This window comes from Nonomuraea sp. NPDC052116 (genome assembly GCF_040680035.1).
Classification (GTDB): domain Bacteria; phylum Actinomycetota; class Actinomycetes; order Streptosporangiales; family Streptosporangiaceae; genus Nonomuraea; species Nonomuraea angiospora_A.
On sequence record NZ_JBFAWA010000008.1, the window covers coordinates 181,934 to 207,335 of the forward strand.

Consider the following 25,402-nt stretch of genomic DNA (forward strand, 5'->3'; position numbering starts at 1 on the left):
CGTGAACCGGATAGCACGCGTCGAGACCTTCACCGTGGGCCTGCCCTCGCTGCGCGACTTCGCCGTGGCGGGCGGGTCCGTCGTCCAGGGCGGCCGCCCGGCCGTCAGGGTCCTGGTGAAGGTCACCGCCGACGACGGGACCATCGGGTGGGGCGAGGCCACCCCGATCCCCTCCTGGACGTACGAGACCACCGAGTCCATCGTCTCCACCATCGAGAACTACCTGGCCCCGGCGGCCGTCGGCCGCCCGCTGTGGGACCTGGACGGGCTCTGCCGCGCCTTCGACCGTACGATCAGCAAGGGCTTCTCGATCGGCATGCCGCTGGCGCGCGCGGCGGTCGACGTGGCCTGCCACGACGCCTACGCCCGCAGCCTCGGCCTGTCCCTCGGCGAGCTGTGGGGCCGGCGCAGGCGCGACACCATCGAGCTGGCCTGGATCGTGGCCACCGAGTCGGCCGCCGTGGCCGCGGACTCGGTGGCCGAGGGCCGCGCGCTCGGCTACCGCCACGTCAAGGTCAAGGTCGGCCTGCACACCGAGGACGAGGACGTGGCCATCGTGGAGGCCGTGCGCGCCGCGGCTCCCGACGCCGTGCTCTGGGTGGACGCCAACCAGGGCTACACGGCCGCCGTCGCGCTCCGGGTGGCCCGTCGCCTGACCGACCTGGACGTGGCCGTCTTCGAGCAGCCGCTGCCGTCCAACGACGTCGCCGGCCTGCGCCGCCTGCGTGACGCCAGTCCCATCCCGGTGGCCGTGGACGAGAGCCTGCGCCATCCGAGCGACCTGGCGACGTTCGTCCGGCTCGACGCCATCGACGTCGCGGTCGCCAAGGTGCAGCGCTGCGGCGGGCTGACGCTGGCGCTGCGGCAGTGCCAGCTCGCCGAGGACTGCGGCCTGGCGATCATGGGCTCCGGCCTCACCGAGTCCGACATCGGGCTGGCGGCCTCGCTCCACCTGTTCGCGGCGTTCGGCGTGGACACGCCGGTGGACCTCAACGGTCGGCAGTTCATCACCAGCCCCTACGCCACGGATCCGGTCATCACGGTCACCGACGGCGTCGCCCAGGTGCCCACCGGCCCTGGTCTGGGGATCGGCGTGGACGAGGAGGTCGTCCGGGCGCTCGCCCTCTGAGCAGGCGCTCACGCGCTCGCCTTGAGATCCCGGCCGGCGTGGTGCCCGCAGCCCGAGCGCGCGCCGGCCCGCCTCGACGAGCTGCCAGAGCAGGACTGGACTCCGGCTGGTCGCGCGATCCTCCGCAGCGAGATGACCATTCTCGGCTCCCAGGGCTACCCCACGGAGATCTTCGAGGTGACGACGGAGATCGTGGCACACCGGGAGCGCTTCGCCCGGCTGATCAGCCACACCCTCCCCTTCTCGGAGGTCGGGCACGCCTTCGACCTCACGCTGACGCCCGGTGCGGCGGAGAAAGTGGTGGTGACCTTCGACGACCAGCCGTAGCCCTCAGGACGAACCCGTCTGGTTCAGCCCATTCCACCAAAATCGATGACCTTCCAAGGAGCCGGTAGCCGCCAGGCCCGTACGTGTCAGGCTTTGGCTTGTCGACCTCGGCGACCTTCAGGCTGGTCCATGTGTCGATCGGATCATACGACCAGCGGTGGACGCGTTCGTAATAAGCGGGCGCTGACAGAGCGCGGGCCGCGTCGGCGTCACGCGCCTCGACGGCGGCGAGATATGCGCGGACCACCACATCGGCCGCCGCGTCGGATTTGGGCATGGTAACCGGCGGGCCCTGTGAGACGGTGCATGCGGCACAGCTCGGATGATTTAGGCGCTGTTTGTCGCTTTCATGACCTTGTTCGGGTGGTGCGGATGTCAGCGTGAATGAATGGGGGTCCGTGCGGAGAGGGGTACGACGACATGACGAGATGCCGGGTTACGTGTGTCCTTCTCCTGTCGGCCGTGTCCGTCGTGCCGGCTCCCGGCGCGGCGGCAGCGGGGCACGGGTCGTGTCCGTCGCCGGGCGCGAGCAGGGCGACGGTGGTGCTGGTGCATGGGGCGTGGGCCGACACCTCCAGCTGGAGCGGGGAGGTGCAGGCGCTGCAGCGGGCGGGTCACGCCGTGCGGGCCGTGGCCAATCCGCTGCGCGGGCTGACCGGTGACGCGCAGACCGTACGGGACTTCCTGCGGACCCTCTCCGGGCCGGTCGTGCTCGTCGGGCACTCCTACGGCGGCTCGGTGATCACGAATGCCGCCGCCGGCGACCCGCGCGTCAAGGCGCTGGTGTACGTCAGCGCCGCGGCGCCGGACGTCGGCGAGACCACGGGGCAGCTCAGCGGCACCGGCTCGGCGCTCGGCGGTGACCCGGCCACCCTTTACGACCGCGCGGCCTATCCCGGATCGAGCGGCGGTGCAGCCGACCTGTACCTGAAGCGGGAGGTGTTCCTCCGCTCCTTCGCCTCCGACCTGCCCCGCGAGACGGCCGACCGGCTGTGGGCCTCCCAGCGGGCCGCCTCGACGGTCGCGTTCACGACGCCGTCGAAGGCCGCGGCGTGGCGGACGATCCCGTCCTGGTACTTCATCGCCACCGGCGACCGGATCATCGTGCCGGCCTCGCAGCGGGCGATGGCCAAGCGGGCGGGCTCGAAGGTCACCGAGTTCCCCGGCGGTTCCCACCTCACGCTCATCTCGCACCCGGACGCCGTGACGCGGGTGATCGAGGACGCGATCTGCTCCGTACGCTGAATCCAGAGACCCCGCTCCCGCGAACAACACACAAAAGGGGATCCTGATCATTCGCGGAGGCGCTCGTGGGCGGTTCGCCGGGGGAGAGATGCGCGCAACGGATCGTGGTCGGTGCTGCGAGGGAACTGCCGGCGTGGCTGGTCGACGGCATGTTCCGCCTGCGCCACACGGTGTTCTACGAACGCCTGCACTGGGACGTCGACAGCTTCCACGGCAGGGAGCGCGATTCCTACGACGACTGCGATCCGGTCTACGTGATCAGTTATGCGGAGGACCGCCAGGAGGTCACGGGGTGCTGCCGGCTGCTCCCGACCGTCGGTCCCTACATGCTCCGCGACGTCTTCTCCGAGGCGTTACGCGGTGGCCGGGCACCGTGCGATCCGGCCGTCTGGGAGCTCAGCCGGCTGGCCACCGCGGGCGCCTGGTCCCACAAGGCCACGGTGGGTTTCGGGCCGCTCGCCCGCGCGCTGCTGCGGGAGGCGTTCCGCTGGGTCGACCGGCGCGGTGACACGGTGGTCGCGGTCTCGAGCGTGGCGGTGGAGCGCAGCGTGAACGCCATGGGCGTCGCGACCCGGCGCTTCGGCGACGGCGGGGCGACGCGGCTGGGCAGTCTGCTCTGCTCCGCCTACACCACCTCCACCAGGGACTTCCTGGAGAAGGTGGGCTGAGTGACGTTTCGGCGATGCCGGGCCGGATCAAATCTTCATTGACCGGACGCAGGCCAAGAAGTTCATCTCGCCGAAACCCAAGGCGGGATCGCGCCGGATAGAGTCCCGCCATCCTCGACAACGTTGATCCTTTCATCGGCACCTCGGCGACCGACCTGCCCCGGGCACGTGGTCTGGCCGCCACTTGGTGGTGGCCGAAACCGCAGGTGGGCAACACGCACCCGGGAGCCACCTCGCCGCTCGGCATGGTGTCCGCCTGTGCCTACTCCGGCGCGTACCCGACGGGGTACGGGAGGTACACGAAGAACACCGAAGGCGTGCCCGAGGAGATGCTGGAGCGGCTGCAGGCGTCCGGGTTCACCCATTTCCAGCAGTCCGGCACCGGCGCGATCCGCAAGTACTACAACTACGTCCGGGTCACGCCGATGGTGCAGCCGCTGGACGCGCTGGGGGAGGCCTGGCCGCTGCACGACGAGGTGGCGGAGGCGGGCTACTACGCGGCCACCCTGGACACCGGGGTCCGCTGCGAGCTCACCGTGGGCGCCAAGGTCGCCGTGCACCGGTACACGTTCCCGCAGCACAGCAGCGCCCGTGTGGTGATCGATCTGTCCTGCGGCGGCCTGGACATCGAGCTCGGCCGTACGGTGCCGCTGCGGGCCCAGGTGGAGAACATGGGGCACGGGCGGACCCAGGGCACGGTCGTGATGGAGGGCGTCCCGCTGTCGGTGGTCGTGGACGTCGACAGCCCGGGCTGGCGGCAGATGCTCTGGTACGACCGGCGGCTCATCGACGGCGGCACGCGCCTCGACTTCGACAGCATCCGGCACACCACGCTGCGCCCTTTCGGCATGCTCTACATGGGCCCGGCCGCGCCGGGGCAGACCATCGAGGTACGGCTGGGGTTCTCGCTGCGCGGGTGCGACCAGGCGCGCGAGAACCTGGAGCGCGAGTGCGGGCAGGGGCAGTCGGCGTTCGACGCGGTACGCGCAGGGACGCGCGCCCGCTGGGGCGATCACCTCGACCGGGTCCAGGTCGAGGGCGGCACGCCGGCCCGCCGGACCGTGTTCGCGACGGCGCTCTACCACGCGCTGATCAAGCCGTGCGTCGCCGACGACGAGAGCCCGTTCTGGCCGACCCCCGGGCCGTTCGCGTTCGACGTGTGCACCATGTGGGACATCTACAAGACCCAGCTCCCGCTGCTCGCGGCCATCGCCCCAGACCGGGCCGCGGACCTGCTGGAGTCGCTGATCCGGGTCTGCGAGGAAGAGGGCAACTTCCCGATCGGCTACCGGATGTCCCGCGGCGCCGACCGGTTCTTCCGCCAGGCCAGCGCGCTCGCGCACACCGCGCTGGCGGACGCCCACGCGCTCGGCTGGACGGGCCTGGACTGGAACTGGGCGCTCGTGCACATGGTCGACGACCTGCGCCGGATGTACGGCGAGGACTTCTTCGAGCACGGGGTCGTGCACCCGATCACCCACACCCTCGACCTCGCCTATGCCCACCACTGCACGGCGCAGGTCGCCCGGGCGCTGAACGACCGCCGCCTCGCCGCCGACCTGGAGGACCGCAGCCGTCACTGGTCCAACGCCTTCGACCCCGGCACGGGGCTGCTGCGCGACTCGGAGTTCTACGAGGGCGGCAAGTGGAACTACTCGTTCAGGCTGCTGCACGACATGGCCGCGAGGATCGCCCTGGCCGGCGGAGACGCGGCCTTCATCGGCAAGCTGGACAGGTTCTTCGGCTTCGGCGCCGCACCGGTGACGCAGCCCGGCCGCCGCCCGCGCACGGCGGAGATGGCGGCCGGTTACGCGCTCAACCGGTTCGAGGGGCTGAACAACGAGCCCGACATGGAGGCGCCGTGGGCCTACCACTACGCGGGCCGGCCCGACCGCACGGCCCAGGTGGTGCAGGCGGCGCTGACCTGGCAGTTCGGCACCGGTCCCGGCGGGCTCCCTGGTAACGACGACTCCGGCGGCCTGAGCTCGTGGTACGTCTGGGCGTCGCTGGGGCTGTTCCCGGTCGCCGGGCAGAACCTGTTCCTGGTCAACGCGCCCGCCTTCGAACGGGCCGTGCTCCGGGCGGGCGGCAACGAGTTCGTCATCGAGACCAGCGGGCTGCGCGAGACACCGATCGGCGTCGACGGCATCGAGCACGACCCGCCCGCGCAGTACGTACAGTCGGCGACCCTCAACGGCGAGCCCCTGCACGCGACACACCTGAGCGCCGCCACCGTGCACCGGGGCGGCCGGTTGCACCTGCGGCTGGGGCCGGAGCCGTCGGCGTGGGGCCGGGGGCTCCGCCCGCCGTCCCTGTCCGATCCGCCCGCGACACCGGAGGAACCGTGATGACCCACCCCCGTCGCCGTCTCGTCATCGTGGTCAGGGCCGACCCGGTCATCTGCGGCCACTCCGGCGAGGCCCGCAATCTCGCCGAGGTGGCGCTGACCCGCGGATTCGACGACGTACGGCTGCTGACCTGGCCGATCCCGACGCTGCAGGCGGCCGGGCTGCCGCTCAAGCCGCTGGACCGGCTGCTGCCGTACAGCGCCGGGATCACCGTGGAGCGGCCGGAACCGGTCGGCGACTACCGGGTGCCCGACGGACGCCACCAGGCCGGGCTCACCGGCCGCCTCGTCGAGCTGCTCGCCGAGCCGTTACGCACGACCTGCCTGTCCATGTACCTCGCCCCGCACACCGCGGTGGTCGTGGACGCGGTCGCGGCCGCGCGGGCGGCCGGGTTCGCGCCGGACGTCCACACCATCGCGAAAGCCGTCGGCTCCGACGTCACCAACGTGATCCGGTCGTGCCTGCGGGAAGGCCGGTTCGGCGCGGCGACCGTGCTGTTCACCACCTTCCTGGCCAATGACGAGGTCGTCGCGGTCTCCGAGTACACCCGGGAGGAGATCGTCGCCTCGGCCGAGCAGGTGGACGCCCACTGCGGCACCACGTTCGCCGAACAGTGCCGGCGCCGCGTCACCGTCAGCTACCCGCCCATCGACTCCGCCGCCTTCCTCGACCCGGACCCGGCCCAGGTGGACGCCGCACTCGCGCGACGCGGCCTGGAGCGCGACGGATACATCCTGTTCCTGTCCCGCGTGACCCGGGCCAAGGGGATCCACGACCTGCTGGCCGCCTTCGGCCGGATGCGCTGCCGGTCGCGGGTGAAGCTGGCCGTGGTCGGCACCGGCCCGGCGCTGGAGCAGGTGCGGGCGGCGGCCGAGGGCGACGACCGGGTGGTCCTCTTCACCGACGTCGACGACCAGGAGAAGCCGCTGCTCATGCGCGGCTGCGCGGCCTATGTCCTGCCCACCAAGCCCGAGCCCGAGTTCGTGGAGACGTTCGGCATCGCCCTGGCCGAGAAGATGCTCTCCGGCGGCGGGCCGATCGTCACCACCACGACGGGCGGCACCCTCGAGGCGGTCGGCGACACCGCCGTCGTCATCGAACCCGGGGACGTCGCCGGGCTGGTCGCGGCCGTGGACCGGGTGGTCCTCGACATGCCCGCCGCCGAACGGCAGGACCTGGAGCTCCGCGCCCGCGCCCGCGCGATGTCCTTCGACCGGGTCGCGGTGTTCGACAGCCTGTTCCCACAGGGGACGCCTGTCGTTGCTTCCCACTGATTTCGGACGTGTCTGAATAAGTCACGAACACATCCATATGTTTCGTGGTAGGACGTACGAGCGAACGTAGGGATCGGCTGGATGTTGCGCTCGGCCCGCCCATGGTGCGCGCGCTCGCCGCGCGCCGCCGGGCTACGGGGCCGTCGACGGGGATGATCAGAGTCGGCCGCGTGCCGCGCGGGGGCCAGCCGACGACGATTGGAGCAATGTGCGACGAAAGTACTCTGTGCTGGTTGCCGCCTTCGTGGCGTTAGCGGCGCTTTTGCCCGTCTCGCCGGCCGCAGGCGCGGCCACGCGGGACGGAGCCTCGGGGGAGACCACGACAGGCAGCATCGCCTGGGCGCCCTGCGAGGAGGAGCCCACCGCCGAGTGCGGCAAGCTGGCCGTCCCGGTCGACTGGTCCAACCCGAACGGCGAGAAGATCGACCTGGCCATCGCCCGGCGCAAGGCCACGGACCCCGCGGCCCGGGTCGGCTCCCTGGTGATCAACCCGGGTGGTCCCGGCGGGTCCGGCGTGGAGTCCGTGTACGGCGCCACCTGGTTCACCGATGAGCTCCAGAGGCGCTTCGACATCGTCGGCTTCGACCCCAGAGGCGTGGGCCGCAGCCACCCGGTGATCTGCTCGGCGTCGGTGTACAACCAGATGCCGCACACCGTCATCTCCTCCCAGGCCCAGTTCGACGCCTGGGACGCCTTCACCAAGAAGCTGCACCAGGACTGCCGGGAGCGCACCGGCCCTCTGTACGACCACGTCGACTCGCGCAACGTGGCCCGCGACATGGACGCCCTGCGCGCCGCCCTCGGCGAGGAGAAGCTGACCTACTACGGCATCTCGTACGGGACGCTGATCGGCCAGATGTACGCCGAGATGTTCCCGAACCGGATCCGGGCGCTCGCGCTGGACAGCAACATGGACCACAGCCTCGGCGTCGCGGGCTTCCTCGCCACCGAGGCGGTCGCGGTCGAGGACGCGTTCGACGAGTTCGTGGGCTGGTGCGAGGCCGACGAGAGCTGCGTCCTGCACGGGCGTGACGTCCGCGCGATGTGGCGGGACCTGCTGGCCAAGGCGCGGCGCGGGGAGCTGTACTACCCGACCGCCCCGGACAAGCCGATGACGGAGCTGCAGGTCATCTACAACGCCGCGCTCGGCACCGAGGGGCCCGACTGGCGCACGCTGAGCGAGGTCATCAACTGGCTGAGCGGCGGCGCTGAGCCGTCGTGGGTGCCGCCGCTGCCGGGCCGGGGCCCCGTCGAGGGTGATGTGGCCGAGCTGCCGACCCGGATCCTGTGCCAGGACTACAACCTCCGGGTGCGGAACTACGCGGAGTACGCGGCTCTCATGAAGGTCTCCAACAGCCTGGCGCCCGACGTGCGGTACCACCCGTTCCCGTACGACGACCTGCCGATCTGCCTCAACTCGACCCCGACGAACCCGCCGCACGCGCTGCGGTACACGGGCGACGCCCCGATCCTGCTCGGGAACTCGCTGCACGACCCCGCCACTCCGTACATGTGGTCCGCCAACGTGGGCCGCCAGCTCGGCTCGAAGGCGACGCTCCTCACCTACGAGGGTTGGGGCCACCGCATCTACGGCAAGGACGAGTGCAGCACGGTGCCCATCGACAACTTCCTGATCTCGCTGACGGTGCCCCCGAAGGGCTACCGCTGCGAGGTGGGCGGCAAGGCCGAGATCATGGCCAAGCGGCAGCCCGGGCGGCTGTGGCCGACCGACCGGCTCAACTGGGGCGGCTCGTTCGTGACCCCGTCCTTCAAGACGGCCGGCTGAGCAAATCACCGCTGACGCCGCCCATGGCCCGGGTACGTGGCCATGGGCGGCGTCTCGCTTTCCCGTCAGGAACGGGGCCGGCGGGCGTGCAGGACGAAGGCCGGGGGCCAGTTGCGCCAGACGGTGCGGCTGGGGACGACCTCCTCGAAGCGGTCCGCCAGCAGGTCGCGGAAGCGGCGCGCGGAGCTCAGCGGGACGGCGTGGAGGTAGGTGAAGGCGGTGAAGGCGCTGTACGGCCCGAGGATCGCGGTCGTCGCGTCCATGAGCTGCTGCTGATCGGCGGCCGGGAAGAGGGTCCAGGGCAGGCCGCTCACCACGACGTCGGCGCGCTCGATCCCGCGCTCGTCCAGGAGCCGCCGCAGATGCTTGGCGTCCTCCTGGATCACCTCGGCTCCCGGATAGCGGTGGCGGAGCAGGTCGGCCAGGCGCGGGTTGAGCTCGATGGCCAGGTGGCGGCCGCGACCGTCGAGCCGGCGCTGGATCTCCGCGGTGAACGGCCCCGTGCCCGGGCCCAGCTCGACCACGACGGGCTCTCCGCGCTCCGGGAGCGGGCAGGAGACCGCGCGCGCGAGGTGCCGCGAGCTGGGCGCGACGGCGCCGATCCGCAGCGGGGATCGCAGCCACTGTCCCAGGAACAACGTGAGGTCGTTCGGCGCGAGCCGGGCCGGGGCCGCCTCGGTGTGGTGGCGGTCCGGTTCGCCTGTGGCGCGAGTGGTGCTGGAGGTCATGCTTTCCCTTCGCGAGGTGCGGATGCGGGGCATTGCGATCACTTACGTCCTCACCGGCTGGCCGACCAGGTCATTGGAGAGCTCTACCCAAATGAGATGTCCTGATTAGTGTGGGGTTGTCCGAGCCAGTGCGCATCCGGTAGTGGGGATCCGGCCTTGTCGGTGTCGTCGGCAAGGGTGTCGCTCCAGTTGTCGCGGCCTGTGACCTGGTAGTAGACCCTAATGCCGATGCGGCCGCCCGCGTGCCCGCCGGCCCGGGAATCACGCGGGGCGGTGCCACCGGTAGCGGCGTAAGGCCGCCTCCGTGCGGAGGCGGCCCCGGTCAACTGCCTACTGCTGGCCCTCTTCCGGCAGCCCGTTGTCGAACTGCTGCTGGGGCTGCACCTGCTTGTGCGGCTTGCCCCGCTCGCCCCGCGCCAGGACGGCGGCGTCCGGGTAGTCGGTGACGAACGCGTCCACGCCCAGGTCCAGGTGCGCGCGGTACTCCGACAGCGCGTCACCGTGGTCGGTCGCGACCTGGCCGCGGCGCAGCTGCAGCGGCAGGTACTGGTTCTCGCTGCGGAAGGTGTACACGCCGATCTTCAGCCCCGCCTTGTGCGCGTCGGAGACCAGCGTCGTCGGGGTGCCCGAGCTGCCGTCCGGGTTGAGCGGGATCGCCGAGGACTTGTCCGGCCCGATCCACTGCGCGTACTGCGCGATCTTCGCCAGTCCCTCGGGCTTCATCATGTCCGCGTAGGTCGTCGGGTCTCCGGCCGCGGTCAGGTCGTACGGCCGGCCGGTCGTGCCCAGCGCCTGCCACAGCGGCACGCGCAGGTCCTTGGCCACCCGCTTGAGGCTGGACGGCTCGAACGACTGCACCACCACCGGGCCGCCCGGCCGGTTGAGGCCGTTGCGCTTGACGGTCTCGATCAGCGGCTCCTCCAGCGGCAGCCCGATCGACCTGAAGTACGTCGGGTGCTTGGTCTCGGGGAAGACGCCGACCTGCCTGCCGTACTGGCGGGAGAGCCGCTTGGCCAGGTCGAGCACCTCCTGGAAGGTGAGCACCTGGTAGTAACCGTCGTAGACGGTGTTGCGCTGGCGGATCGCGGGCAGCCGCTCGACCGCGCGCAGCGTCTTCAGCTCGGCCAGCGTGAAGTCCTCGGTGAACCACCCGGTCACGTTGCGCCCGTCGACGACCTTGGTGGTCTTGCGCGTGGCGAACTCGGGGTGGAGCGACACGTCGGTGGTGCCGGAGATCTCGTTCTCGTGCCGGACGACCAGCACGTGGTCCTTGGTCGGCACCAGGTCGGGCTCGATCCAGTCGGCGCCCATGGCCACGGCGAGCTCGTAGCCGCCCTGCGTGTGCTCGGGGCGGTGGCCCGCCGCGCCGCGGTGGCCGATGACGACGACCTGGGACCGGTCGGGCGTGGCCTCGGCGGCTGCCGGAGCGGCGCTCGCTCCGGCGAGGGGGGTGATGATGGCGAGCGTGGTGGCCGCGATCTTTCGCACGTGAAACTCCCTGCGGCATCGGCACCGGAGACTCTCACCGGTGATCGCCGCGGCGATTATGGTAAGGACCGAAATGCGACTATGGGCCAATATTGGCGGAATTTCCGGTGACAAGCCCGCCGGGGAACAGACAGCCGCCCGCTCGGCAACAACAGGCGTGCTACTTCAGAGCCGTGAGGCCACAGAATGAGCGGGACGAACCGGGCCGAGGTGGATGACGCCGCCTGCATCGAACGGTCCCGGCGCGACCCCGAGGTGTTCGCCGAGGTGTTCCGCCGGCACGCCGCGGACATCACCCGCTACGTCACGCGCAGGCTGGGCGAGGACGCCGCCGACGACGTGGTGGCCGAGACGTTCCTGGCGGCGTTCCGGCAGCGCGACGGCTACGACCTGTCCCGCCCGAGCGCGCGGCCCTGGCTGTACGGCATCGCCACCAACCTGATGCGCCGCCACGTCCGGACCGAGGTCCGGCAGTTGCGCGTCGTGGAACGCACCGGTGCCGATCCCGTCACGGCGTCGTTCGCCGAGCGCAGCGACGAGCGGCTGAGCGCCGAGGCTTCCCGGCGGCGGCTGGCGGGCGCGCTGGCGGCGCTGCCCAAGGGCCACCGTGACGCGTTGCTGCTGGTCGCCTGGGGCGGGCTCAGCTACGCGGAGGCCGCCGAGGCGCTGGGCGTACGCCTGGGGACCGTGCAGTCGCGCATCAACCGGGCCCGGGGCCGGCTCCGGGCCGAGTTCGGCGGGATCAACCCTTCGGCCACCGTCAGCGAGGAGTCCGTCTGTGAATGAGATGACCGGGGTCGAGCGGTTCCGCTCGGAGGTCCCCCAGCCCGACCCGGACCGCCTGCGTGCCCACGAGGACCGGCTGCTGGCCGCCATCGCCCAGGACACGCGCCGCACCACCTCCGGCCTGCGCCGCTTCGGCCTGGACGCGCGTCGCTCGCCTTCCCGTCCGCGCCGGCTCGGCCTGGACGCGCGTCGCTCGCCCTCCCTCCTGCGGCGGCTCGGCCTGGCGACCGGCCTGGCCGCCGCGCTGGCGGCCGGATTCATGGTCGTCACGACCCACCGGGGCAACCCGCCCGTGGTCATCCGCACGATGCCCGCGGTGGCGTCCGAGGTCCTCACCCGGGCCGCGCAGAACGTGATCAAGACGCCCGAGCTCCACCCCGAGCCCGGCCAGTTTCTCGTCTACGAGTCGCGGACCATGGACCCCGCCGAAGGGCAGGACCGCGACGGGCGCCCCATGCGCTACCTGTCCCGCGCCGTGCGCAAGGTCTGGCTGCCCGTGGCGGGCGACGCGACGGGCGGGTTCATCGACGAGGAGGTGCTGGAGCCCAAGCCGTGGCCCGGCTGGCCGATCCCGCCCGAGGCCCGCGAGAACGTCGGCCCTGGCGGCGGGCCTTCCAAGCTCGCCGATTTCGACGACCGCGCCGAGTTCCTGCGCAACGACTACGCGTACGTGAGCCGCCTGCCCACCGACCCGCACAAGATGTACGAGCACCTCTACACCCAGCTCGGCAACACCCGGCAGGACGACACCGAGGCCTGGAACCGGGTCCGCGGCCTGCTCACGGAGGCGTACCTGCCCGCGCCCCAGCGCGCCGCCCTGTTCCGCGCGGCGGCGGCCATCCCCGGCGTCGTCACCGTCGAGCACGCCGTGGACGCCGCCGGGCGTTCGGGCATCGCCGCGGCCAGGGTCGATCCCGTGCTCGGACAGCGGCAGGAGTACATCTTCGACCGCGGGACGTACCTCTACCTGGGCGAGCGCAGCGTCGTCACCGACGCCGCGCGGGCCGGGGCGCCGGTGGGCACGGTGCTGACCTCCTCGGCGCAGCTCAGCGTCTCGGTCGCCGGCCACGCGCCCTCAGCAACGGTCAGGAATTGACCGCGCGGGTGCCGGTGCTCGCCTCCCGGTCGGAGGCGATCCGGCCGCGCAGCATGGTCTCCATGACCTTCATGAAGCGCTGTGCCCGGGGAGCGCCGATGACGAACGGGTTCGCGGCCCCGGAGGACCCGCCGCGCAGCTCCTCCATGCGCGCCAGGCCGTTGTCGCAGAGTCCGTGGTTGTTCAGCTCGACGTCCACGCCCGCCTGCCGCATCCGGGCGGCGAAGGCGAGCACGGAAGCGAGATAGGTCCGCTTGTCCTTGGTGGCGGTGGGCGGGTTGGTGCCACCCCACAACATCGCGGTGTGCCGCTGTCCCTTCCACCGCACCGGGAAGATCGACGAGACGGTGCCCGGCGTGTGCCCGGGCGTGTGGTGGAAGGTGACCGTGGTGTCGCCGAGGGTCAGCCGCTGACCGTCGGCGATGTCCAGGTCTCGCTTGGGGGCGTTGGCCGGACGGTCGGCGGCGACGAGCTTCCAGTCGGCCGGGGCCATCATGACGCGGGCCCCGTACCGGTCGGCGAGGTACCGGGCGCCGCCGAAGTGGTCGCTGTGGCCGTGGGCGGCCACCACGTACCTGATCGTCGAGGGGTCCACCCCCAGCGAACGCAGCTCCGGAACGATGATCTTCTTGGCGTCGTCCGGCGACCCCAGCGCGTCGATGAGGATGACGCCCCCGGACGTGAGGAGCGCCGTGACCGAGACCAGGCCGGTGCTCACCACGGCGACGTTGTCGAAGATCCGCAGCGGCTTGGGGGCCTTCACCTCCGGGATCACGGCGCCGGGAGAGAGCGCCTTGACGAGTTGCCGCAGGACCGGGTCGTCGCCGGCCAGCCCGGCCGCGCGGTCGTAGTAGTCCTTCGCACGCCCGGCCGACACGGCGGCCGACGCCTCGGCCGCGCCTCCTGCCAGCGGCAGGACGGCCGAGGCCACCAGCAGGGTACGGCGGGACAGACTGGACTGCTCGAACGACATGCGCCCCAGCAGACCAGAGTCGATCATGCGGTGTCCAATATTGGCAACGCCCGCGCTTCGATAGGGAAGTCGATATCGAAGCTGGTCGGGAGCGCGCGTGCGCGTGCGGGCCGCGCAAGGCGCTCATCGAGGTCGAGGGCGCCGGTCAGGCTCCCGGGTGCGGGTGCGGGTGCGGGGCCCTGCGGGGCGTGAAGAGCGCGACCAGCACCAAGGCCACGACGGTCAGCGGCACATTGATCAGGAAGACCCACCGGAAGGAAAGGTAATCGGTGATGACGCCGCCGATCACGGGCCCCGCGATCAGGGCCGGGACGGCGAGCGCCACTGGGAGCACCAGCGCCGGCCCCCACTCGGTGCCGCGGAAGTGCTCCCGGGCGAGCTCGAAGCCCGCCCGCAGCACGATCGCGGCCGCCAGCCCCTGCCCGGCCCGGCCGCCGATCAGTACGGCGCCGTCCGGGGCGAGCGCGGCCACCGCCGAGGTCAGTCCGAACGCGCCGAGCCCCAGGAGGAGCACGCTGAGCCGGCCCTTCACGGGGATCAACACCCCTAACAGGGCGGCGGGATAGAGGTAGATCAGCCATACGCCGGCGGCCGAGGTGAGGTCAAGGTCTCTGGAGATCGACTGCTGAGCCACGTACAGTGCGGTCCAGTTCGCGGAGAAAAGTGCCACGCACAAGCTCAGGGCGACCATCATCTGCCATCGTCCAGTCACGGGCTGCACTTTACTCTCACGTACGTGACGGTCACCTGTCGCGACCGCTACGCGAAGTTGCCGTATGACTCCGAAGGGTTACTATTGCGTGGGGCCTCGCAGGAGCTTCCCACCCCTTCCCCTGACCACGGAGTGCCGCATGGAGCGAACGGTTCTGGCCGCCGTCACCGAACGTCCCGACGCCGACTCGGCACTCGCCGAGCAGCTGCGCCGCGTGTGCGCGGCGATGGACGAGCTCGGGTTCCAGGTGCGCTGGACCCACCGGGCCGAGGACGCCCTGGCGGTGGTCGGGTCCGACGCGTCGCTGTCGGCGGTGCTGGTGGCGTGGGAGGCGCCGGGCGCCGAGGAGCTGCTCCGCGCGGTCTCCAGGCGGTTCCGCGGCCTGCCCGTCTTCCTGATGGCGCAGGAGCAGGAGCTTCCGCTGTGGGTGTACGAGGTCATCCAGGGCTACGTCTTCCCGCTGGAGGACACCCCGCGCTTCATCGCCGGGCGCATCGCCTACGCGGCCGAGCAGTACGCCGAGAACATCCTGCCGCCGTTCTTCGGCGCGCTGCGGCGCCTCGAGGATCACCATCGCTACTCCTGGCACACCCCGGCGCACGCCGGCGGCGTGGCGTTCCTCAAGTCGCCGGTGGGGCGGGCGTTCTTCGACTTCTACGGGGAGCGGCTGCTGCGCACCGATCTGTCCATCTCCGTCACCGAGCTGGGGTCGCCGCTCGACCACACCGGCCCGATCGGCGAGGCCGAGCGCAACGCCGCCCGCATCTTCGGCGCCGACCGCACGTTCTTCGTGGTCAACGGAAACTCCACCGCCAACCGCATCGTCGGTCACCACGCGATCGCCCGCGACGACACCGTCCTGGTCGATCGCAACTGTCACAAGTCGGTCCAGCACGCGCTGGCCATCAGCGGGGCCCGCCCGGTCTACCTCGTGCCCGAGCGCAACGGGCTCGGGCTGGCGGGCCCGATCCCGCCCGCCGCGCTGGAGGCGGACGCGGTCCGTGCGCGGGTGGCCGCTCACCCCCTGGCCACCGGAGCGCCGGCGTACGCGGTGATCACCAACTCCACGTACGACGGGGTGTGCTACGACGCGGTGCGGGTCGGCGAGCTGCTGGGCGCCGGCGTGCCGCGGCTGCACTTCGACGAGGCGTGGTTCGCCTACGCCCGGTTCAACCCGCTCTACGCCGGCCGGTACGGCATGGCGATCGACGAGCGCACGCTGCCCGGCCCCGGCCGCCCCACCGTGTTCGCCACCCAGTCGACGCACAAGCTGCTGGCCGCGCTGTCGCAGGCGGCGATGCTGCACGTCCGTCCCGCGGAGCGGGCGCCGGTCGACTACGACGCCTTCAACGAGACGTACCTCATGCACGCCTCCACCTCGCCGCTCTACCCGATGATCGCCTCGCTGGACGTCGCGGCGGCGATGATGGACGGCCCGTCGGGGCCGTTCCTCACCGGGGAGGCGATCGTCGAGGCGGTCCGGTTCCGGCAGGCGATGGTGCGGCTGGCCGCGCGCATCCGCGAGGACGGCCGGCGGCCCGACTGGTTCTTCGGCGTCTGGCAGCCCCGTACGGTCACCGACCCGCGCACCGGGCAGAGCGTCTCGTTCGCCGAGGCCGACCCGGCGCTGCTGTGCGCCGAGCCCCGGTGCTGGACTCTGGAGGCGGGGGCGGCGTGGCACGGGTTCGACGGGATGTCCGAGGGCTACGGGCTGCTCGACCCGGTCAAGGTGACGATCACCTGCCCGGGGGCCGACGCCGTCACCGGCACGCTCGACTGGGGCATCCCGGCCCGCATCGTGGCCGCCTACCTGCAGCGGCGCGGCATCGTGGTGGAGAAGACCGGCGATCACACGCTGCTGGTGCTGTTCTCCATGGGGATCACCAAGGGCAAATGGGGCACGCTGATCGACGCGCTCACCGACTTCAAGAACGCCTACGACGACGACCTGCCCCTGGCGGAGGTGCTGCCCGGCTTCGGGCCACCCGCGGTCTCGCTGCAGAAGTTCTGCACCCTGGTCCACGAGAAGCTGCGCGACTCCGAGCTCGGGAAGCTGCTCGACCAGGTCTTCACCACCCTGCCCGAGCCGGTGTCCACCCCCGCCGACTGCTACCAGGCCATGATCCGGGCCCGCACCGAACGCGTCCGGCTGGCCGACCTGCCGGGCCGGGTCGCCGCGGCCACGGTGGTGGTCACCCCGCCCGGCATCCCCATGCTGATGCCCGGCGAGGCGACCGGCCCGGCCGACGGTCCGCTGATGACGTATTTGCGGGCTCTGGAGGACTTCGATCGGGCCTTCCCCGACCTGGCCACCGAGATCCACGGCGCCCACCGCGACGGCGACGGCCGCTACCGGGTGGAGGTCGTCAAGGCCTGAGCCCGGCTCACCGCCCTGGACCGGTTGCTGCCGGGCGCCGTACCCCCGAGCCGGCCACGACCCTCGACGTGATCGCCGCGCGGGTCGGCCGGGGGGGCTTGGTTTCGGATGGGTGGGATGGGCCGGGAGGTGGAGGGGCCGGCTCGGGTCACCGCTCTTCGTAGGTGATCTGGTGCTTGGCGGCGATGAGGTTGAGCTTCTTGGCGTCGAACCGTCCGTCAGTGGTGGTGGCGTCCGGTCCGGCCTCGGCGGCGTCCTCGAGGTAGCACTCCCATCCGCCCGGCGTGGAGATCTGGATCACCCGCGGAGGCGGGGTGGATCCCCTGCGCAGGGCGTGCGGGACGCCGTGCGGCAACAGCACGAACCCGCCCGTCGCCACGTGCTCGACCCGGTCGTCGAACTCGACCTCCAGCACGCCGTCCAGCACGTAGACGCATTCGTCGGCCACGTGATGGACGTGCCGGGGGATGTCGCGGGCCAGGGTCACCTCCAGGAGGGAGAGCCTGCCCTCGGTGTCCTCCGTCCTGGCCTTGAGACCGAACACGGGCGGCATGGGGACCCGGCTCGGCCGCACCTCACCGGGCTTGAGCAGGATGAAACGATCCTTCGACATGATGGCGGCCCTTTCGGACGTGGCATAATGGAATGCGGAATCCTGATTCCGTAATTGAGTCTAGACAGAGGATCGCCAGGCATGTCAACTCCGCCGACCCGCCGCAAGCCGCGTACCGACGCCGAGCGCAACCGTGACCGCGTCCTCGAGGCGGCTCGCGCGCTGTTCGCGGAGCACGGCTATGACGTGCAGATGTCGGAGGTCGCCCGCGTGGCCGGGGTCGGCGTCGGCACCCTCTACCGCAAGTTCCCGACACGTGAGGCCCTGATCGAGGCCGTCGCCGCGCACCGCTCCGCCGAGATGGTCGCCTTCGCGCGGGAGCGATGCCTGGCCGAGGGCGACCCGTCCCAGGCGCTGGCCCGGTTCCTGGGGCACGTCGGCGAGGTGCTGGCGGGCGATCGCGGCATGTCGGAGGTGATCGAGCAGGCCATGGGCTCGACCGAGCCGCAAGGAGAGCCGCGCGCGAAGCTCCACGCCGTCGTCGGGGAGCTGATCGATGCGGCGCGAGCCGGCGGCACGGTCCGGGCGGACGTGACGGCGGCGGACGTCAACATGATCGTGTGCGGGCTGGCGGCCGTCATCCGGCACACCGCCGGTGACTGGCGGCGGTTCACCGAGATCGCGCTCAACGGCCTCCGGTCGTGAGCGGTGTGCCGACGCGACACCGCACCCGCTCTGTTGTTGATCGTGGGGTGTGAGCAGGGCGTCTGCCACCGACAAGGGAGACCTCATGTGCCCTCGGCTTCCGCGCGGAGTCGGCCCACCGGACCGGCTGCGTACGGTGACACAGCTCCGCTTCATCTCCCGGGGGAAGGTGAAGCGGAGGCGTGAGGTCAGTCGGAGGTGCGGCAGGTGGCGCCCTGGCAGGAGCTCAGTTCGGCCATGCGCTTGTTCAGGCGGGCCACGAGGCCGGCGTGCCGCTCGCGGCCTTTCGCCGTGGCCAGCAGGTTGTGCAGCTCGTACGGGTCCGTGGCCAGGTCGTAGAGCTCGTATTCACGCTTGGCCGCGGAACGTTCCAAGTCGTACCATCGGGTGTAGACGTAGCGCTCGGTGCGGAGCGAACTCCAGGACGGTACGTCGATCAGGTAGACCTCCTTGGTGTCGCCCGGCGTGTACTCCTGGAAGATCCCGTCCCGGTCGGTGACGCCGTCTCCGGCGTACTGGCCGAAGAAGTCGGTGCGCCAGCCGCCGGGGGTGCGGCCGCCGAACAGCGGGACGAGCGAGGCCCCGTCCACGTCGCCGGGGATCGGCACCCCGGCCAGGTCGAGGATGGTGGGCCCGTAGTCGATGGAGGTGGTCATCGCGGTGGTGGCGCCGCGCTTGACGTGGGGGCCGGAGACAACCAGCGGCACCCGGGTGGACTCCTCGTACGGCGCCATCTTCTGGACCAGCCGGTGGGCGCCCAGGTTGTAGCCGTTGTCGCTGGCGAAGATCAGGTACGTGTTGTCGTACTCGCCGGTCTCCTTCAACGTCTTGACGATGCCGGCCACCATGTCGTCCAGCGCGAGCAGGGTGCCCATGCGGTTGTGGTAGTCGCGGTCGTTGGTGGCGGCGACGAGCGCTGAGCGGACAGTCTTGCTCTGCTTCAGCCAGGTGGGCTTGTCGCTGACGTCCTTCTCCTGGAAGTTGGCCAGGTGGGGCGTGGGGCCGAAGCGCCTGTCCGCGTACCTGGGCGGGGGCGGCATGGGCAGGTGCGGCGCGGTGGAGGCGGCGTACCAGAAGAAGGGCTTGCCGCCGGCCGAGGACTCCTTGATGAAGGCGTTGGACTTGGCCGCGACGACGTCCACCTGGTAGTCCGACGGCTGGTCGCCGTACTGCACCATCGTGCCGTTCTCGTTGAGGGTGTAGTTGTAGCCGGTGTAGAGCGTCTGGGTGACGCCGGCGTTCCAGTCGTCCCAGCCGGGCGGGATGTGCTCGGGGGAGTCCTCGAGGCCGTTGAGGTACTTGCCGGCCATGCCGGTGCGGTAGCCGGCGTCGTGCAGGTATTTGACGAACGTCCTGTTCTCGTTGCCGTTGGCCTCGAACGCCGCGAACCCGCCGAACTCCCCGAAGTTCGTCAGGACGTGGCTGTTGTGGCCGTACTTGCCGGTCAGGATCGAGGCGCGGGCGGCGCAGCAGATCGGCGTGGTGACGAAGGAGTTCGTGAACGTCAGGCCGGTCTGCTGTAACAGCGCCTTGGTCTTGGGCATGGCGTCCCAGTACGGCGTGGTCCGGTCGTCCAGGTCGTCGGCCAGGATCATGACGACGTTGGGGCGGTCGTCGGTCGCGGCCCGCGTGCTGGTCGCGGTCACCCCTGTGGCGAACAGGGTCAGCGCTCCTGAGAGGAGGAGGGCGCTCTTCCGTAAAAGTGTCATGGCTGACACTTTAGATGAGAATCTGTCAGTCATGACACTTTCTCGAGGGTTAGGTTTCCGGAGGCGTGGCACAATGCGGTCATGGTCACTGCCGGACGGCGCGAGCTGCACAAGAGGGCGACGAGGCAGGCCTTGCAGGAGGCCGCGACACGCATGTTCGAGGAGCGGGGATACGCCGAGACCACGGTGCGCGACATCGCCGACGCCGTCGGAGTGACCGAGCGGACCTTCTTCCGCTACTTCCCGTCCAAGGAAGACCTGATCCTGGGGGAGATCCTCGAGCTGTTCCCCGAGTTCGCGCGGCTGGTGCGGGGCAGGCCTGCGGAGGAGGGGCCTTACCTCGCCGTCCGCAACGCGCTGTTCCACCTCGCCGCTGTGCGCGGCACCGGGGTGGCCCTGCTGTTCAGCGGCCTGCCCGGCCAGGTGTTCTCCCACCCGGCCAGGACCGCGCAGCCGGTGCTGCTGGAGCTGGAGGACGGCCTGACGGCCGCCCTGCACGACCGGCTGGGCGACTCGGGCGGCGGGCAGGACGAGCGGGCGCTGTCACTGCGCGCCTCCGTGCTCGCCCGCGCCTGCGTGGCCGCGCTGCGCGCCACCGTCCTTGCCTTCCACGCGCTGCCCGAGGAGGAGCGCACGCTGGAGTCGGCGCGGGGCCTGGCCCGCCAGGCGTTCGACATCCTGAACGACGCCCCGCGCGAGCGCTGAGGCTCTAGCCGTACGACTTGGCGACGCCGTCGAGCAGGTGCTCAAGCGTGTCGTACGAAGGGATGTCGACCACGTCGATGAGGTCCTTCGGGACGGGCACGTTGTGATCGGCGGCGACCTTGGCGAACCGGGTGGCGTCGCCCGAGCGGAGCCCGTGCTCGGCGGCGAGCCCCTGCAGCTCCGGGTCGGTGCTCAGCAGGCGTCCGATCCGGTCGCCCGTCGGGGTGAGCGGCACCAGCGTGTGCTGGGACAGCACGGTCGGCGACGGGTACATCAGCACCATCCCGGGCTTGAGCCGGCCCCGCGCGGCGGCGTCCACGTACTGCGCCTCGTAGATCCAGACCATCGGGGTCGGGCCCATGCCCACCGTCAGGTATTCGTTGAACGGGCCCTCGGAGGTGTTGTCGGTGTAGCCCTGGCTGGTGAAGAGCTGGGTCATCAGGGGCAGCACGCTCTTCTCGGCGGTGGCGCCGTGCACGACCGCGTTGCCGTTCGCGACATAGCTGGCCGTCGCCAGGTACATGGCCGCGGAGTTCGACGTGCGCGGGTCCGTCGTGGAGACCAGGACGTTCTTGTCGACGGGATAGGCGGAGTTGCGCGAGAGCTGGGCCCACTTCGTGCCCGATGTGACGAGCCCGAGGTAGCGGTCGACGCTGAAGGTCGGGACGGGCCCCTTCTTCACCACGCCCGCCTTGGTCAGCACGTCCACGATCGGCTGGAACGTCGCGATCGCCATCGGCGAGGAGAACGGCGTGTATTTCGTGCTGACGTGACGCGTGCGCTGGATCGACTCGCCCGCGGGCGCGCTCGACGGGAACGCGAAGTCGTACCGATCGAGGTTGATCGAGGTGGCGATCTGGCGCGAGCCCGCCGACTCGACCTCGACCTTCAGGCCCTGGCCGGCGAGGGCCTGCTGCACGCGCGGATCCTCGAAGAACGCCTTCTTCTCGGAGCCGATCACGCCGCGCACGATCGTGAGCGGGGGAGGGGGTGGGGGGTCGTCCTGGCTGACGTTCACCACCACGACGACGGCGGCGGCCACGACGACGACCGCCGCGACGAGTGAAAGAAATCCCTTACTGCGAATGAGGGAGGGCGGCTGCGGGGATGGCCGATCGTTTTCCGGCGAGTGAATTTCCGGTGAATCGGGGACATCGTCGGCCGTCTCCGGAACTTCAATGTCCGCGACCTCGTCGGCCCGCGCCTCCGCCGCCAACTCTCCGTGCGCGATGCGTTCCACCAGAATGGGCACGAAATCCCTGATGGGAAAGCCGTCGAAACGCTTACGGGCGGCCTCCATAACGGCCCTGACGTGCTCCGTTGAGTGAGTGCCCGCGTAAACCTGAACCAGGTGGTCGGTGGCCCGGCTTATCGCCTGTTCTTCACGGAGAGTATCGTCGCCCACCAGTGTCCCCTCGACCTCATATATCGCCGCGGACTGCCGCGTCCGCCCGCGCGCCGGGGCCAACCTTATAGGGGTTTCGGTCGAGAAGATAACCCGAGTCAATCGGTTATTAAAACGACGCCGGGAATCGTCTGTTCACTGTTGGACCATTATTTGTTTAGTCAGAATTCATTCGCACCTTGCCGTCCTGCCCGGCGACCGCGCTCGAACTCCGCCTGCTGCCGGGGGAGGCCGGCCGAGGGCTCAGCGCCTGATGGGACGGCCGGGCAGCGCGTCGAGGAGGAGCTCTCCCGACCGCACCACGAACCGGCCGCCGACCAGCACGTGCGCGTAACCGGCCGAGGGCGTGGTGCTGCGGGCGTAGGTGGCCCGGTCACCGACCGTCTCCGGGTCGAAGACGATCAGGTCGGCGTCGCAGCCCGGCTGGATCCTGCCCTTGCGCCGCATGGCGGGCACGGCGTCCTCCAGCACCCGGGCAGGCAGCAGGCTGCAGCGGGCCACCGCCTCCAGCAGCGTGAGGCGGCCCGTCTCCCTGACGTGGCGGCGCAGCACGCGCGAGAAGGTCCCCGCGGTGCGGGGATGCGTGACGGCGGACGGCGGCAGCGGCCAGGCCAGCGGCTCGGGCGGCCCGCCCACCCAGGTCAGCGGCATGGCGTCGGAGCCCACGACGGTGCCGGGGCTGAGCAGCGCCCGGTCGACGAAGGCCAGGTCGGCGGGGTCGTCCTCGTCGAAGAAGTGGACGACCGCGAGCCCGCCCGGGTCGGCGGCACGCAGCCGGCGGAGCATGTCGGCGTCGGCGACCCGCTCTCCCGTGGGGACGTAGACGATGGACTCAGGCCCGATGCCGGAGGCGGGCAGCGCCTCGGGAGCGAGGAAGGCGGCGCCGATGCCGGTCATCCCCGCGCCGTAGGGGTACGCCTCGGTGGTCACCCGCGCGCCCTCGGCCCGCACCCGCTCCACCAGCGCCAGCACCCGGTCGAGTTGGCGCAGCGACGTGCTGTTGACGTGGCAGTAGTGCATGTGGGCGCCCGTTTCGACGGCCGCCATGACGATCTCCTCGGCGCCGTCGATCGGCAGGTCAGGCGTCTGCTCGACCAGGTCGCGGGCGTGGGTGTAGGTGGGCGTGCCCGCCTTGGCGGCGAGCCCGGCGACCGCGACGTACTCCTGGGGGTCCACCCTGGGCGCGTACCCGATCAGCAGGCCGATCCCGAGGGCCCCGTCGGCGAGGTCGGCCTCGATCAGCCCGAGCAGCGCCTGGAGCTGCGCCCGGCTCGCCTCCGCCTGCCAGGCCGGGCTGCCGATGGCGCCGAGCGCGGCGGCCAGCCCTCCGCCGTGCGGCATCCCGCCGACCGCGGCCATCCTGGCCATGCCCCAGGAGGCGGAGAAGCCGTAGTTGAGCGGGCGCCCTTCCGCCGCGGCCGTGTCGTACGCCTCCGCCACGGGGCTGATCCCCGCCTCCAGGTCGAGCACGGTGGTGACGCCGTCGAGCGCCTGCAGCCGGTGCCCGGCGACGGTGTGGGAGTGACTGTGCAGGTCGATCCAGCCGGGCGCGATCGCCAGCCCGGAGACGTCGAGGTGCTCGCGGCCGGACAGCGGCCGCGTCGAGACGGCCGAGATCACGCCGCCGGTCACACCTACGTGGGCGACGGTGTCGAGACCGGTCTCCGGATCGAGGACCCGGGCGCCGCTCAGCACGAGGTCATGGGTGTCCATGGGCGCACCGTACCCGGCCTGGGTGGTGGGCCGGATTGTGCGGGAGCACGAGTTTCGTGCTGGATTTTCGTCCGGTCAGCCCTGCCCGGAGCCGCCTTCGCGTTCGTAGACGTCCCCCTCGGGGCCGGATATGCCGGAGATCTGGGGCGTTGTCCTGATTTTCAGCGATTGCTCTCTCGGCGTTGGCCGACAGGTCTGACAATCTCTTTGACCGCGGGTTCGCGGTGCAATCCCCCACGGAGGAAACTCTGATGCGAGTCGTCCAATTGCTCACCGCCGCGGCCGCGGCCTTCGCCACGGCGGCCACGCTCGCCGCTCCCGCCGTGGCGCAGGCCGATCAAGGCCGCCCGATCCAGGTTCGCCGCGACCACTCCGACGTACGGGTCCCCTTCCTCGTGAAGCGGGCCGGCGAGGCGGTCGTCGACCTGAACGCCGCCGCGCCCGGCACGGACTGGGCCGTGAAGGGCGGCGAGTCGGCCGTCGTGTCGGTTTACGTCGACAACCGCTACGCCACCGACCTCGTCGTCTCCGGAGACCAGCGGCTGCCCCGGCAGCTCGCGCTGGGCTCGGTGCGGCAGGGGCCGCACGTGCTGCGGCTGCGCTTCGCCGGTGACCGATCCGCCGCGGTGAGCACGTCCGTCCTGCTCGACCGGGTGAAGGTGACGACGTACGCGCCGGGCAGCGCCGAGTACCTGGCGCTGCGCTACGCCCCGATCGTCTACGGCCGCAACCTCTCCGAGCTCGGCACCCCGTACCAGAACGCGACGACCGACACCCCGCTCATCGCCTGGCACGAGGTCGGCCCCGGGTCGGCGCCGGGCCGGACGAAGCTCACGTACTCGGTCGTGTGGAGCAACGAAGACGGCGGGACCAACACGCCCGCGCTGATGGCGCGCTGGGGCCGGACCACCGACATCGAGTGGGTCTACGCGGTGGAGGTCGACGAGCGCGGCAACCGGGTCGCGGGCAGCGACACCTACCAGGCCGCCAACCACCAGACGCTGCAGTTCGCGGGCACGTACGAGGGCGACCACGCCCAGCTGGAGACCTGCACGAACAACAACAACATGTGCGACAAGGTCACCGACCCGATGCGGTTCTTCCTGTCGGCGCTGCAGACCCGGCCGGCCGCCGAGGCCCGCGAGTACATGATGGACACCAACTCCTGGACCTACCAGATCATGTCCAAGGAGATGATCCGGGAGGGCAAGATCGAGGCCGCCTCCGGCACGACGCCCGCCACGCCGGAGGTCAGCGACCAGCGCAACTACCTGTACGCGGTGCTCAAGAAGACGACCGACCGGGCCAACACCGGCTCGTCCTGGGTCGGCGTCTCGCTCGGCGTACGCCTCAAGAGCGGCGCGACCGTCTACCTGTCGAACCACGTGGAGCCGACCTGGTCCATCCAGCGGGACGACCCGGCCGCGACCACGGTGGAGCTGCCGCCCGGCACGACGGCCGACGACATCCAGGAGATCACCGCCAACCGCGTCGTGGTCGGCACCGACAACGGCGCCGTCGTGCACGTCACCGGCATCAAGCGCGGCTTCTTCCTGGGGCAGGACTACCTGCCGCAGCCGTCCTTCCTCACCTGGAACGGTGACGTCACCGTCGACGCCGGCACCCCCTCCGCGGTGATCTGGCGCCGCTGAGCCCCCAGGGCAGCGACAGGCGT

The 25,402-nt window shown here is 70.9% G+C and carries 21 protein-coding genes; 13 read left to right on the forward strand and 8 right to left on the reverse strand.

What is annotated here, in order from left to right; all coding sequences use genetic code 11:
- Window position 1 precedes the first annotated feature (1 nt).
- The 7 genes from AB0L65_RS17515 (at window position 2) to AB0L65_RS17545 (ending at window position 8,777) form a co-directional block, all read left to right on the forward strand.
- Entirely contained in the window at window positions 2–1,129 is a 1,128-nt protein-coding gene (locus AB0L65_RS17515; RefSeq protein ID WP_364246197.1) for an enolase C-terminal domain-like protein, read from the forward strand.
- A gap of 21 nt (window positions 1,130–1,150) precedes the next feature.
- Window positions 1,151–1,456: a hypothetical protein gene (locus tag AB0L65_RS17520; protein ID WP_364246200.1), complete on the forward strand. Its 306-nt coding sequence runs from the start codon at window positions 1,151–1,153 to the stop codon at window positions 1,454–1,456.
- 462 nt (window positions 1,457–1,918) lie between these two features.
- On the forward strand, window positions 1,919–2,701 hold the full coding sequence (locus AB0L65_RS17525) for an alpha/beta hydrolase (protein ID WP_364246203.1): 783 nt from the start codon (window positions 1,919–1,921) through the stop codon (window positions 2,699–2,701).
- Window positions 2,702–2,805: 104 nt separating this feature from the next.
- Window positions 2,806–3,369, forward strand: a complete 564-nt coding sequence (locus AB0L65_RS17530; RefSeq protein ID WP_364246206.1) for an acyl-homoserine-lactone synthase — start codon at window positions 2,806–2,808, stop codon at window positions 3,367–3,369.
- A gap of 134 nt (window positions 3,370–3,503) precedes the next feature.
- On the forward strand, window positions 3,504–5,717 hold the full coding sequence (locus tag AB0L65_RS17535; protein ID WP_364246651.1) for a glycoside hydrolase domain-containing protein: 2,214 nt from the start codon (window positions 3,504–3,506) through the stop codon (window positions 5,715–5,717).
- Entirely contained in the window at window positions 5,717–6,991 is a 1,275-nt protein-coding gene (locus AB0L65_RS17540) for a glycosyltransferase (RefSeq protein ID WP_364246209.1), read from the forward strand. Before AB0L65_RS17535 ends, AB0L65_RS17540 begins: the two co-directional genes overlap by 1 nt.
- A 226-nt stretch (window positions 6,992–7,217) precedes the next feature.
- Window positions 7,218–8,777: an alpha/beta fold hydrolase gene (locus AB0L65_RS17545; protein ID WP_364246212.1), complete on the forward strand. Its 1,560-nt coding sequence runs from the start codon at window positions 7,218–7,220 to the stop codon at window positions 8,775–8,777.
- A gap of 65 nt (window positions 8,778–8,842) precedes the next feature.
- On the opposite strand, the gene AB0L65_RS17550 is transcribed toward AB0L65_RS17545, so the two are convergent.
- Together AB0L65_RS17550 and AB0L65_RS17555 are read right to left on the reverse strand one after the other, a co-directional pair.
- Window positions 8,843–9,505, reverse strand: a complete 663-nt coding sequence (locus AB0L65_RS17550) for a methyltransferase domain-containing protein (protein WP_364246214.1) — start codon at window positions 9,503–9,505, stop codon at window positions 8,843–8,845.
- 330 nt (window positions 9,506–9,835) lie between these two features.
- Window positions 9,836–10,993: a glycerophosphodiester phosphodiesterase gene (locus tag AB0L65_RS17555; protein WP_363983260.1), complete on the reverse strand. Its 1,158-nt coding sequence runs from the start codon at window positions 10,991–10,993 to the stop codon at window positions 9,836–9,838.
- Between the two features lie 186 nt (window positions 10,994–11,179).
- Here AB0L65_RS17555 and AB0L65_RS17560 point away from each other — a divergent pair, with 186 nt between their 5' ends.
- The gene (locus tag AB0L65_RS17560) at window positions 11,180–11,779 is read left to right on the forward strand and encodes an RNA polymerase sigma factor (protein ID WP_364246217.1); all 600 of its coding nucleotides are present in this window, start codon (window positions 11,180–11,182) and stop codon (window positions 11,777–11,779) included.
- Between the two features lies 1 nt (window position 11,780).
- The gene (locus AB0L65_RS17565; protein WP_364246654.1) at window positions 11,781–12,875 is read left to right on the forward strand and encodes a CU044_5270 family protein; all 1,095 of its coding nucleotides are present in this window, start codon (window positions 11,781–11,783) and stop codon (window positions 12,873–12,875) included.
- On the opposite strand, the gene AB0L65_RS17570 is transcribed toward AB0L65_RS17565, so the two are convergent.
- Together AB0L65_RS17570 and AB0L65_RS17575 are read right to left on the reverse strand one after the other, a co-directional pair.
- Window positions 12,865–13,875, reverse strand: coding sequence for an MBL fold metallo-hydrolase (locus tag AB0L65_RS17570; RefSeq protein ID WP_364246219.1), 1,011 nt, complete (start codon window positions 13,873–13,875; stop codon window positions 12,865–12,867). The genes AB0L65_RS17565 and AB0L65_RS17570 overlap by 11 nt on opposite strands.
- 118 nt (window positions 13,876–13,993) lie before the next feature.
- A complete protein-coding gene (locus AB0L65_RS17575; protein WP_364246221.1) occupies window positions 13,994–14,560 on the reverse strand; it encodes an MFS transporter in 567 nt (188 codons plus the stop codon).
- A 139-nt stretch (window positions 14,561–14,699) separates the two neighbouring features.
- Between AB0L65_RS17575 and AB0L65_RS17580 the strand changes: the two genes are divergently transcribed.
- Window positions 14,700–16,937, forward strand: coding sequence for an Orn/Lys/Arg decarboxylase N-terminal domain-containing protein (locus AB0L65_RS17580; protein WP_364246224.1), 2,238 nt, complete (start codon window positions 14,700–14,702; stop codon window positions 16,935–16,937).
- 148 nt (window positions 16,938–17,085) lie between these two features.
- Here AB0L65_RS17580 and AB0L65_RS17585 read toward each other — a convergent pair whose 3' ends face one another.
- Complete coding sequence (locus AB0L65_RS17585; protein WP_364246226.1) at window positions 17,086–17,550, reverse strand: cupin domain-containing protein; 465 nt, start codon at window positions 17,548–17,550, stop codon at window positions 17,086–17,088.
- A gap of 81 nt (window positions 17,551–17,631) precedes the next feature.
- On the opposite strand from AB0L65_RS17585, the gene AB0L65_RS17590 reads away from it, so the two are divergent.
- Window positions 17,632–18,195 carry a helix-turn-helix domain-containing protein gene (locus AB0L65_RS17590; protein ID WP_364246229.1) on the forward strand — a complete coding sequence of 188 codons (564 nt, stop codon included), beginning with the start codon at window positions 17,632–17,634 and terminating at the stop codon, window positions 18,193–18,195.
- Between the two features lie 188 nt (window positions 18,196–18,383).
- Here AB0L65_RS17590 and AB0L65_RS17595 read toward each other — a convergent pair whose 3' ends face one another.
- Entirely contained in the window at window positions 18,384–19,904 is a 1,521-nt protein-coding gene (locus AB0L65_RS17595; protein ID WP_364246231.1) for a sulfatase, read from the reverse strand.
- Window positions 19,905–19,985: 81 nt separating this feature from the next.
- Here AB0L65_RS17595 and AB0L65_RS17600 point away from each other — a divergent pair, with 81 nt between their 5' ends.
- A complete protein-coding gene (locus tag AB0L65_RS17600; protein WP_364246233.1) occupies window positions 19,986–20,609 on the forward strand; it encodes a TetR family transcriptional regulator in 624 nt (207 codons plus the stop codon).
- A gap of 4 nt (window positions 20,610–20,613) precedes the next feature.
- On the opposite strand, the gene AB0L65_RS17605 is transcribed toward AB0L65_RS17600, so the two are convergent.
- Window positions 20,614–22,014: a three-helix bundle dimerization domain-containing protein gene (locus tag AB0L65_RS17605; protein ID WP_364246236.1), complete on the reverse strand. Its 1,401-nt coding sequence runs from the start codon at window positions 22,012–22,014 to the stop codon at window positions 20,614–20,616.
- A 243-nt stretch (window positions 22,015–22,257) separates the two neighbouring features.
- Complete coding sequence (locus AB0L65_RS17610) at window positions 22,258–23,727, reverse strand: amidohydrolase family protein (protein WP_364246239.1); 1,470 nt, start codon at window positions 23,725–23,727, stop codon at window positions 22,258–22,260.
- A gap of 251 nt (window positions 23,728–23,978) precedes the next feature.
- Between AB0L65_RS17610 and AB0L65_RS17615 the strand changes: the two genes are divergently transcribed.
- Entirely contained in the window at window positions 23,979–25,379 is a 1,401-nt protein-coding gene (locus AB0L65_RS17615; RefSeq protein WP_364246242.1) for a hypothetical protein, read from the forward strand.
- Window positions 25,380–25,402 lie beyond the last annotated feature (23 nt).

Bases quoted from the DNA above. Each gene is read 5' to 3' on its own strand.
- AB0L65_RS17540 (WP_364246209.1), top strand. From the start codon at position 5,717: ATGACCCACCCCCGTCGCCGTCTCGTCATCGTGGTCAGGGCCGACCCG.
- AB0L65_RS17550 (WP_364246214.1), bottom strand. From the start codon at position 9,505: ATGACCTCCAGCACCACTCGCGCCACAGGCGAACCGGACCGCCACCAC.
- AB0L65_RS17560 (WP_364246217.1), top strand. From the start codon at position 11,180: ATGAGCGGGACGAACCGGGCCGAGGTGGATGACGCCGCCTGCATCGAA.
- AB0L65_RS17565 (WP_364246654.1), top strand. From the start codon at position 11,781: ATGACCGGGGTCGAGCGGTTCCGCTCGGAGGTCCCCCAGCCCGACCCG.
- AB0L65_RS17570 (WP_364246219.1), bottom strand. From the start codon at position 13,875: ATGATCGACTCTGGTCTGCTGGGGCGCATGTCGTTCGAGCAGTCCAGT.
- AB0L65_RS17580 (WP_364246224.1), top strand. From the start codon at position 14,700: ATGGAGCGAACGGTTCTGGCCGCCGTCACCGAACGTCCCGACGCCGAC.
- AB0L65_RS17585 (WP_364246226.1), bottom strand. From the start codon at position 17,550: ATGTCGAAGGATCGTTTCATCCTGCTCAAGCCCGGTGAGGTGCGGCCG.
- AB0L65_RS17590 (WP_364246229.1), top strand. From the start codon at position 17,632: ATGTCAACTCCGCCGACCCGCCGCAAGCCGCGTACCGACGCCGAGCGC.
- AB0L65_RS17595 (WP_364246231.1), bottom strand. From the start codon at position 19,904: ATGACACTTTTACGGAAGAGCGCCCTCCTCCTCTCAGGAGCGCTGACC.
- AB0L65_RS17600 (WP_364246233.1), top strand. From the start codon at position 19,986: ATGGTCACTGCCGGACGGCGCGAGCTGCACAAGAGGGCGACGAGGCAG.
- AB0L65_RS17610 (WP_364246239.1), bottom strand. From the start codon at position 23,727: ATGGACACCCATGACCTCGTGCTGAGCGGCGCCCGGGTCCTCGATCCG.
- AB0L65_RS17615 (WP_364246242.1), top strand. From the start codon at position 23,979: ATGCGAGTCGTCCAATTGCTCACCGCCGCGGCCGCGGCCTTCGCCACG.